Annotated in this window: 8 protein-coding genes; 6 read left to right on the forward strand and 2 right to left on the reverse strand. The window is 57.6% G+C overall.

Annotated elements, in window-relative coordinates; translation table 11 throughout:
• Nucleotides 1-291 precede the first annotated feature (291 nt).
• Both IH881_18865 and IH881_18870 read right to left on the reverse strand, forming a co-directional pair.
• Nucleotides 292-2,244 (reverse strand): AAA family ATPase, encoded by a 1,953-nt coding sequence (locus tag IH881_18865; GenBank protein ID MCH7869763.1) that lies wholly within the window; start codon nt 2,242-2,244, stop codon nt 292-294.
• A gap of 762 nt (nt 2,245-3,006) precedes the next feature.
• Nucleotides 3,007-3,621, reverse strand: coding sequence for a hypothetical protein (locus IH881_18870; GenBank protein ID MCH7869764.1), 615 nt, complete (start codon nt 3,619-3,621; stop codon nt 3,007-3,009).
• Between the two features lie 560 nt (nt 3,622-4,181).
• Between IH881_18870 and IH881_18875 the strand changes: the two genes are divergently transcribed.
• The 6 genes from IH881_18875 to IH881_18900 form a co-directional block, all read left to right on the forward strand.
• Nucleotides 4,182-4,655: a hypothetical protein gene (locus IH881_18875; protein ID MCH7869765.1), complete on the forward strand. Its 474-nt coding sequence runs from the start codon at nt 4,182-4,184 to the stop codon at nt 4,653-4,655.
• Nucleotides 4,656-5,141: 486 nt separating this feature from the next.
• Nucleotides 5,142-5,321: a hypothetical protein gene (locus IH881_18880; GenBank protein ID MCH7869766.1), complete on the forward strand. Its 180-nt coding sequence runs from the start codon at nt 5,142-5,144 to the stop codon at nt 5,319-5,321.
• 138 nt (nt 5,322-5,459) lie between these two features.
• Entirely contained in the window at nt 5,460-6,038 is a 579-nt protein-coding gene (locus IH881_18885) for a DUF4136 domain-containing protein (protein ID MCH7869767.1), read from the forward strand.
• Nucleotides 6,039-6,124: 86 nt separating this feature from the next.
• The gene (locus tag IH881_18890; GenBank protein ID MCH7869768.1) at nt 6,125-8,377 is read left to right on the forward strand and encodes a molybdopterin-dependent oxidoreductase; all 2,253 of its coding nucleotides are present in this window, start codon (nt 6,125-6,127) and stop codon (nt 8,375-8,377) included.
• 768 nt (nt 8,378-9,145) lie between these two features.
• Nucleotides 9,146-9,559: a hypothetical protein gene (locus IH881_18895; protein MCH7869769.1), complete on the forward strand. Its 414-nt coding sequence runs from the start codon at nt 9,146-9,148 to the stop codon at nt 9,557-9,559.
• Nucleotides 9,560-9,672: 113 nt separating this feature from the next.
• Nucleotides 9,673-9,918 (forward strand): hypothetical protein (locus IH881_18900; GenBank protein MCH7869770.1); only part of this gene is annotated, 246 nt, incomplete at its 3' end.

Genomic DNA, 9,918 nt, shown 5'->3' on the forward strand with positions numbered 1-9,918 from the left:
TCAAGGCCAGACGCTCGGCGAGTATGATGGGGCGGTCGGGCATGGGGTTAGTTCTCTCGCCTCCGCAGGATTAGACGGGTCATTTCTCTTCCCCAGAAGTCCAGACATGTGGATTAGGTGATCTCCGAGCGGGCCGCGGAATAAGCTCGATAGAACCGACCTTCTTCTCTCCTCCGAGCGTCGCACCGGCGTCATAGGCTTCACCCCTAAAGGGTGGTGAAGCCAATGAAGCCTGACGAGATGCGGGGGCTTCAGAAGCTTCATTGGATTGCTTCATAGGCTTCATTGACTTCATTCTGTCCCCAGGTCGTCGGTGGCTGGGAACCAGATCCATTGCTTGTCGGATTCGACAATCCCCTGTTCTTCCAAGCCCTTAAGCCCACGTCGGAAATACTGACCGTTCAACTTCGGGTCATTCCTTCCATCATCAGCCTGAGCCTGCAGTGAAGCTTCGCGTACCCGCTTCCGACAAAATCCAGTCTGGTTAGGCTTCATTTCTAGGTCTGAGGCTTCGATCACCAAGGTAAGAAGTGGCTCCGAATCCAACGAATTCAGAACACCCAGGAAGTGCTCTTCCGCTGGGCTCTGTTTCTGGACTTCGTCCGTGGCCTCTAGATCCCCGGCAAACTCGACAACGCATGACGACACGGGATCACCGTCGTCATCGACTCCGAGCTGCACTGGGACGAGCTGATACGAGATACCGGGCATAAGATCCATGTCGCGCTGCTTCGTGGCGTTAATCCAGAAGCCAGGTCGATTCTTCGCGACGCTGACTTCTAGCTCTGTATCTATGGCTGCCCTCAGGGACGAATGACCTCTGGCTCCCCGCTTCGCATTCTTTCCGGTGTGGTGAATCGGAATGACTGTGCACCCGAGTTCGGACTTGATGCGATCACAGTTTTTGACGAACAGAGGCATATCTACGCTTGAGTTCTCGTCGCCCCCTGCCATCGAGCGGCTAAGCGTGTCGATGAAAATCGCCACGCATGTGTGCACACCGGCGTCCTCCAGTTTCCTGATGGCCTCGATCAACGGGCCTGTGTCGGCGTTCGGGTCGAGAAGGTCCACCGTCGTGGGAAGGATATAAAACGGAATGTTTTCTGTTCGACCGAGCCATGTTTTCTTGCAAGCTTCGATTCGCTTTGCGAAACCGCGAGATCCCTCTGCGGCTACGTAAACGACCATGCCCTGTTTTACGCGATGTCCCTGCCAATCTCGTCCAGCCGCAATGTGCAGACCCATATCGAGAGCGATAAATGTTTTGGAGCAGCCTGACGGGCCGTAAATGAGCACCATCGATTCTTGCTCGATATGACCCTTGATGAGGTAGCTGTTTGACAGATCGAGTTGGATATCGTCGATTTGGAAGAAATCGAATCTCTTCTGAGAGTCAGATTGCGGGATCGCGCTCTCGAACGAGGGAGACGTGCCCCCCCCCCACTCGATTCCAAGAAACTTCGCGACACTGCGGACGACCCGTTCGTCAATGATCTTCGCAAGCTTGGGCGCTCCAGTAACAGGCTGACGCTGAGCAAGTCGCTCTGCGGTAGTCGCAACATCGGTCTTCCTCTGCTCCCATTCCTCGTCGCCAGCTGCTTTCGCGATGACCGTGACGAACCATCCAACTTCGTCCTGGGGCAAGCCACCTTTGAGGAGCATTCCGGAGAACGCCATAATTGCGTTGTGGCGGTCCCCGTTGGCTGGGTAGTGGCGAACAAAGATCGTCGCAGCCGCAAGCTTCGATACGTCATCTTGCAGCAGTTCCGACCGGACTTCTGTTGCAACCCCCTCGCCTTCGTGCTCAACCAGTTCACCGGATTCATGACGACTCGGTGGCACAACGGTTTGGCAACCGTCGGACCGGATTTCGAGAAGCATGGTGCCATCAATAGGGTCTACGAACTTTCTGGTTTTACAGCCCTGCGCGAAGTAGCAGTAGTGAGACGAGCGGGCGCTTTGGCGACCATGCGTCCAACCCGTGTCAGGCAGAATTGACTTCGCAAGTTCGATTGCCTCGGGGCAATCGAGGTCGATATCGACGAGGTTGCCGCTTGGCTTGCCAAGAAGGACTCCGATGTTTAGGTTTGGCCCCCCGAAACGAGCAGCGAGATCGGAGGTGCCGTGCTTAGGTTCGGTCCACCCGGACTCGCAAGGGATCTTGCTTTTTGGGCGGACGGGAATTGGGACGATCCCAGATCTCGAAAGATCTTGTGCAGTTTCGAGGACTGACTTGGTAGACAAAATAGATCCAGACATATTTATTGATCCTGGTCTATGAACATTTTAAACCCGCTAACAAAGCCGCATTCTTGGCAAGCAAAGTTGAAGGCGAGAATGTGATAGGGGAGAGGACCTGGAGATGATCTGCGCAGTTCGTAGCGTGAGCCACAAAGCCTGGGATGGAATCGGCAACCACACTCCGGACACTTGAAATAAATGTAATCTGTGTCGGTCTCAGCCTTGAGTCCGCCGTGGACTACCTTCTCCCCCCCATTGAAACGACCCCAATCCTCCTCGGAAACGATTGGGATTTCCGTGAATTTCTCGGAGATCTCGTGCACGGGGATTGGATCCCAATCGATCTGGTCGACGTCAAGATCGAGGGCTTCTGCAATCTTCTGTTGAACTTCCGTGCTTGGCCGAACGTATCGGCCCAAAGCAGAAGTGATGGGTCTCATGTTTTCGCCGAAATCTGCGTCGTTGGCGAGGTCATCACGTGAAATGTTTCGGTCATTGCAGATTGTCTGCAGGTCTTTTGATTTCTTGCCCATAGTATTTCTCCTGTTGGGTATTGAATTAGTGGTCTTGAGGGACCTTTAAATTCAACCACCGCTGCCGTACTGGCACAAGCAAAGGTCGGTGAGATATCGGGGCGGACGCGAGAGAGTTCGCATCCGCGCCCGCGGATCCAGATTGAGTCGCGTCCGTTAATTTTATCTATCCGAAATTTTGAGGGGCGATGTCCGGAAATCGAAAAGTTGGTGTCGCCTGGAAAATACGGTTCTAGGGATTCGGGGTCGCTTTCAGGAGATTGGGATCGATCCCGATGCGCTCGGCGGCCTTGTTTGCTCCTTCGCGGAGCGTCGGTTGCTTTCGTTTCTCGGGGTCATGCTTACTGATCACGTCCCAATCCTGATTGAGGATAAGTCTCCGGACCAGCCAATCGAAGTGCTCGGATTTTTGTTGCTGAACCGGCTCCCAACCGGCATTGCGAAAGTCGTTTTCGATACGTTGCATGTGCTTATCTAGGGCGAAAACAAAAGCTTCCGTTACTTCCCGTTCTGCGTCGCTCCGAGAGTTGCCGATGGGGCTCCATGCCCAATTAAAGCGGAACGTGAAATCAACATGCTCAAGATCGAGTGGATAACTGGCAGATCGACCGCCTAAAAGCCAGTCACATCGTTCGGCAAGGCTTGGACTAGTTTCCCACCCACGGAGTGTCCTAAGAGCTACTACCTTTACCCAGTCAAATGATACTGAGTAGTATTCTGCCCAGTCGTCAATCGCGATTACAAGACCGTCGAGTGCTGGGTTCGATAGATTCACCTCGGCCATGTACCAGTCGATAAATTCGGGGGACGAGAGCGTTTCCGCAACGTGCTTATCAGATGCGCCCATCGGCGGTCTGGACGCCGATGGTTTCGTAGTGCGTGGCTGCTTCTTTCCAGTTTTTGTCGCGGGCCTTGTCTTCCAAAGGAGCTTGTACTCTGGCCAGACGCGCTCAGCGAGGCAGTCTAAGACTTCGGGTGCCATCCGCTTGATCGCCACAAAAAACGACCATCGAGCAGATTCTCGGGATCCCTCAGGGTCCGTATAAGGCAGGGATCGATACCGCTCCTTACCGGGTCCTCTTCTGCGTCGAGCCGTCACTCCGGTCTCCCCGCCCAGGTTCGCTGCTGATGTCCATCGACCGAAGCCAAGTGACACGAACCCAGACGGGGGAAAGCTCCGCTGGAGTGATCAAGATGTGGGGTTCGATCAAAGGACATCAGCACCAGAGATGGTGCCGAATGGTGATCGAATTGCACTCAATAAAAATCTGGTTCTGCGGGGGGCTACGCCAGGTCCCTCAGAGTCTCTGAGCGCCCCCAGCCTCGTCCCGGTGTTCGTTCTCCGAGGCGGCGAGTCGTCTCAATTTCAATCCACGCGGTGACGACCTGGCTTCGGAGAGAGGTCAGGTGAGCACGGCTCCGGAGGAAGCCGTGAAGGTCTCTTCGAGCGTGGTCGCGCCGTTTGTCTTGCTGCTGTGTGCTTCGATGCGTCAGGCCGAGACAGAACCGACACCCGATGCGTTCGCCAGGAAGGTCCAAATAGAGCTTCACAGCCCGTCTGGAGCACCCGGAGACCGGACATCGAGCAATCCACCAGTGGCCGCCGTACCGAGTTCGCACGGGGTCGAGATGAATCTCGGTGAGATACGGAGATTCGTCCGGGCGGGTGATTACGATCTTGAGATCCCGGGTCCGGTCGTCCCGTGGTGCCGTGATGAGGAGGATCGCGCTGGCCAGAGCCTGCCCAGTGCCGATGGTCCACTCACAGGTGCAAACAGTGTCCTCATCCCGGAATGCCCCGCCACGGGCAAGCTCGGAGAGATAGATTCGAGGAGTGGCCTCGACCAGGCCACGCTTGGTGTGCCCGCGCCAGCGAGTTGATCCCGGACCGCCCACAGCTCCACCCCCCGAATTTTCCTAGAGGGGTTATTATACGGTAATTTAGTAGGGAATTCGACCCAGATGGGCCTTTGTATAGAAGGGTGAAGAGGTTGGTTGGCTTGGTGAAGCGGGGCGGGATCGAGCTGGCTGGGCGGAGTCGAACGCAGTCGGGTCGTGCCCCCCCTCGAATCAAATGAACCGTTCCGTTTTCGGGACCATGTAATAGACAGACCTGGAGTTGAGCCAAACAATCCAACTCGGCAGGAGATCACGATGAATGAAAGCCCCTCGGATGGAACCAGCATCGGACCCTACCAATTCTTCATGCTGGGACTCTGCATTGCCCGGCACTAAGCTCCCAAGTTCAAGCGGGAGGAGCGGCAATGCCCGACGACACTAAGAACCCTTCTGACGACCCGAACGATTCCACGCGCTGGGCCGACCGTGTCGCGGACGAAGTGCGTGACGCAGGTCGAGCGGTCGCAGATGCATATCAGCACCTACTCGCTGGCAGAAACCTTCGACGTAGGCCGCGATACGGGAACCCAGGTCTCGAAGCTCTACGACGGGATCTTCCAGTTCAATAAGAAACTCGACCGAGTGATCTTCACGGTCTCCGACGACAACACGGTGCCACCGCGAAAGCTGCCCGCAGCGTACTACTGAGTCGGGGCTTGCGGGGCCATCGCCACGAAAGGAACATCATCGTGACCCTCGTGGCGATGGCGAAGCGACATTCGCGAGCCGGCGAGCGCTCGACGTTGGCATGCTACGCTGGCACGATTCACTTGCGAGGACCCTCACATGTCGATCCCCCACAACGCATCAACTCGCCTCTGCCTGGCGCTCGTCGGCACGAGCCTGGCTCTCGCCTGCACGTCGCCCATCAAGACTGCGTTCGACAGTGATCCCGATGTCGACATGTCGGCGTACAAGACCTATGCGTGGATTGACGACGCCGGCCCGCAGGAGTCGGGCGCGCAACAGGGGCCCTACGTGAGCGGCCTGGACGACCAGCGGATCCGCCGCGAAGTAGACGGCCAGCTGCAGGCCAAGGGCTACGTTCCGAGCGACAGATCACGGGCCGATCTGATCGTGCGCTACGGCGTCCACACGGAAGAGAAAATACGAGTGACCGAAACGCCCGGTCGATCGACGTACTACCGCGGAGGCTACCGCTACGGGGGCTGGTACACGAGTTCGCACGTAAACGTGCAGAAGTACACCAAGGGAACCATGACGATCGAGTTCTTCGATCGCAAGACGAAGGACGCGCTGTGGGCCGGCTGGGGCTCCAGGCGACTGTCGAAATCCAATGACCGTGAGGACGTCATCAAGGAAGCCGTGCAGAAGATCCTCGAGCCGCTTCCCGCGAGGATGTAGCGAAAGGTTCGCCGCCTAGATCGTCGGCCTTCACGTGATAGAATCGCTGGGTACCCCAGCGATTCTTGCGAGAGGAGCCCGTCAACTTGGCGACCACCCAGAACGGTTCCGAAACCGTATACCGATCCTGTCCCATCTGCGAAGCCAGCTGTGGCTTGACCCTGGAGGTCGATCGGGCAGCGAAGAAGATTCTCAGCATTCGCGGCGACGACGACGACCCGCGCAGCCGCGGATACGTCTGTCCCAAGGCCACCGCGGCCAAGGGTATCTATGAGGATCCAGAGCGCCTGACCCGCCCTTTGCGCAAAACGCCAGCGGGTTGGGAAGCAATTTCCTGGGAAGAAGCATACCGATACGCCGGTGAGCGCCTGGCGGCAATCAAGCAAGCCCACGGCAAGGATTCGATCGCCACCTACATTGGCAACCCCATCGGGCACTGCGTGTCGGGCATGTTGGCGGTGCCGATGTACATCCAGGCGATGGACAGTGAGCGGCTGTTTTCTGCCGCCACCATGGACCAACAGCCCAAGAATCTCACCAGCAGCATCCTCTATGGGGATATGTGGGCGATCTCCATTCCCGACATTCAACGCACCCAGTACATGCTTTCTCTCGGAGGGAACCAACTTGTTTCCCAGGGCAGCCTGATGTCGGCACCCAACGTGAAACAGGAGATCGCTGATCTTCAAGCCCGGGGTGGGCGCTTCGTGGTGATGGATCCACGCCGTACCGAGACGGCGGAGTTCGCTGACGAACATCACTTCATCATCCCGGGCAGCGACGCATTGTTCTTGTTCGCCCTGGTCAACGTGCTGTTTGCGGAAGAACTCACGGATCTCGGTCGCCTCGGCGATTTTACCGACGGTGTAGAACGCGTGCGCGAATTGTCGCAACCCTTTTCGCCCGAGGATGTCGCCACAGCGACGGGTGTGTCGGCAAATACGATTCGCCGCATCGCCCGTGACTTTGCCGGGGCAGAGCGCGCCGTCTGTTATGGGCGTATCGGCACGTGCACCCAGGAGTTCGGAACCCTCGCCAGTTGGCTTGTTGACGTTGTGAACGTGCTGACCGGGAATCTAGACCGCGAAGGCGGATCGATGTTTCCGCGACCGGCGACCGGTCAGGCCGAGCACTACTTGTGGGACGGTTCGGAATTGCACATGGGCCGCTGGCATTCTCGCGTGCGGGGACTTCCCGAATACGAAGGCCAGCTCCCGGTCGCGGTCTTTGCCGAAGAACTCGAGGAAGCTGCGGCAGGTGAAGAGCGCGCTCGGGCCCTGATCACGGTGTGCGGCAATCCAGTGCTCTCATCACCCAACGGTGAACGTCTCGCTGCGGCCATGGGCGAACTCGACTTCATGGTATCGATCGATATCTATCTAAATGAAACCACTCGCCACGCGGATCTGATCTTGCCCACGACCGTGCAGCTGGAACATGCAAATTACGATTTCCTATTTGCCGGTACCGCGATTCGAAACTTCGCACGTTACTCGCCCAAAATCTTCGAGGCGGAAGCGGGCTTGCCCGACCTCGGCGAAGTTCTGCTCGAAGTTGCAGCGCGCACCAATGGGACCGAGGGATCGGTGCTCGATATGATGTTGTTCGAGGGCATGCTCGCCACCTTTGTCGGCATTCCCAACACCCCGTGCGCCAATGTTTCAATCGACGATGCCCGAGCCAAGCTTGGCAGCCAGTCGGGAATTGAACGCATGCTCGACTTGATGATTCGCTCGGGTCCCTACGGCGACGCGTTCGACGACGCAGCCTCGGGCTTGAACCTCGCGAAGGTCCGCGCTGTCGATCACGCGATCGATCTCGGTCCGCTCACCCAGCGTCTGCCGGAGATCATCCGCAAGGACCACGGCCGACTGAAACTCGTGCATGAAATTTTCGAGAAAGACATCGAGCGACTACAGCGAGGTCTGGCCGAACGCCGAGACCCGGATCGCCTGGTGCTGGTCGGCCGACGTCAGCTGCGCAACATGAATTCCTGGCTCCACAATCTTTCCAACCTTGCCAAGGGGCCCGAGCGCTGCACCTTGTTGGTGAATTCAAAGGACGCCGAGCGGTTGGGCATCAGCGATGGGGGCACCGCCAAGATTACGGCGCGTGCCGGAAGCGTTACGGCACCCGTGAAAGTCAGCGATGAGATGATGCCCGGGGTGGTGAGTTTGCCGCATGGGTTCGGACATCGGGAATCTGATACCAGGTTGAGCGTCGCCAATTCGAAGCAGCCCGGGGCCAACGTAAATCAGCTGCTGGATGAGTTCAGCATGGATGTTCCCTCTAGTACCAGCGTGGCCAATGGGATAGTGGTGAAGGTTTCGCCAGCGTAGACCCGCGATCAATCAAGGTAGCCGAGTGCGCGCAGTCGTCGGCGATCCTCCTCGCTCAGTTCCGGAGAGAGTTGGCGATGGGTGGCCAGCGTCTCGCTCAGCTCGGTGATGCGATCGCGATGGTGAGGCGGCTCGCATTAGGGGTCACATTGATCACTGGTATCGCGGTGGCGGCATTCGTCCCTCCCGGCCCAGGACACATTAAGCTTGCGAACCCATCTGACGCCTGCACTCCCGTCGAGACTCCATCCGGCCTGATCTACCCATCTAGCTCTACGATCTATGACACCACAGAGCCTGTCGAGCATTGGCTCACTGGGCAGCCCCTTTGTCCGCGAGGTTTTGTCGATATGAATGTCTTCGTCATTCGCCGAACCGAGGCGACCGGCCCACCTCCGAAGAGCTGGCGTTGTATTCGAAATCGGCAGGAATTCGAATGCCCACGAGCCTCTTACTCCGAATGAACGGCTGTGGGGCTTCAAGCTCGAAGTGCATCACAAGCGCCTGGTCTCGTAGTCAGATCATCGCGACCCCCCCCAACAAGACAATGAAGTCGGACGTGTAACAGTGCGGTTCCAAGCCAGTACATGCGCTGGATAACATGACGGGTTGGCGCGACATTGCGGGATAACGCGACTAGACTGTTGGTTGGTTAGTAACTAGTTGGGCGGCGGAGGTTAGTTGGAATTCGTAGCGCTTGAGACGATCGCGGAAACCGCAGTTGCGTTAGCAGGATTCGCCGCAGTTGCGGGAGCAATACAGCGCACCATGCACGACTCGGAGTCGATATTCGGGGTCGTGCTCCACGGGATCGTCGCGCTGGCGTTTTCGCTCCTGGGTCTGCGCCTCGGAGGCAGCCACGAGGGCGTCAGAATCATAGCCGGGGTGTGGGTACTCGTTGCCGCAACAATCTCGGCTCGCAACATTTGGATGCTTCTGCTCTCCTGGGGAGAGGGGGACCATGACCGAGCCAGCCAGTTCTTTGGCATGTCCGCATTTGTCAGCGGATCCTTGACGCCGGTATTTCCGCTCCTGCTCGTCTTCGACATCTATCCAGGACATGCGGCGCTGCTCTATGAGTTGGGCCTACTGTTGCATCTCTTGTGCGCGGCCCTTCTCTTTCTCTTCGTCATGTGGCGGCACCTCGCGATGCGAGCCCCAAAGCGCTCCGCCGCTGAATAGCGCGATTCAACTACCCGCAGTACCGTCCTGGCATCAACCTTTTCAGGCTCGGCGACCTCGGCGGCGCTATTCAACGCCACTTATCGCCGATCCGTTAGACAGCGATAGTCTTCTTGGACGCATCAGACGAACTGCTGACCCTCGCGGAACTGTCGATCGGGCTCGCCGGATTTTCGGGTGTGGTTGTCGCCTTCTCACGTGGCGCCGGGTTACACGAAAGGGACCGCTTCTTTTTCATTTCTCTGCTGAGCGTCACGCTCTCTGGCTTTTTCCTGGCCTTCGTTCCCTTTGGCTTCCATCACGCGGGCGTGGCTGGGCCCCTTTCCTGGAAGGGCGCTTGTTTAATCATGCCAGTCATT

It is taken from the genome of Myxococcales bacterium (assembly GCA_022563535.1).
Lineage (GTDB): Bacteria > Myxococcota_A > UBA9160 > UBA9160 > UBA4427 > DUBZ01.

Bases quoted from the DNA above. Each gene is read 5' to 3' on its own strand.
- IH881_18880 (MCH7869766.1), top strand. From the start codon at position 5,142: ATGCATATCAGCACCTACTCGCTGGCAGAAACCTTCGACGTAGGCCGC.
- IH881_18895 (MCH7869769.1), top strand. From the start codon at position 9,146: ATGCACGACTCGGAGTCGATATTCGGGGTCGTGCTCCACGGGATCGTC.
- IH881_18885 (MCH7869767.1), top strand. From the start codon at position 5,460: ATGTCGATCCCCCACAACGCATCAACTCGCCTCTGCCTGGCGCTCGTC.
- IH881_18870 (MCH7869764.1), bottom strand. From the start codon at position 3,621: ATGGGCGCATCTGATAAGCACGTTGCGGAAACGCTCTCGTCCCCCGAA.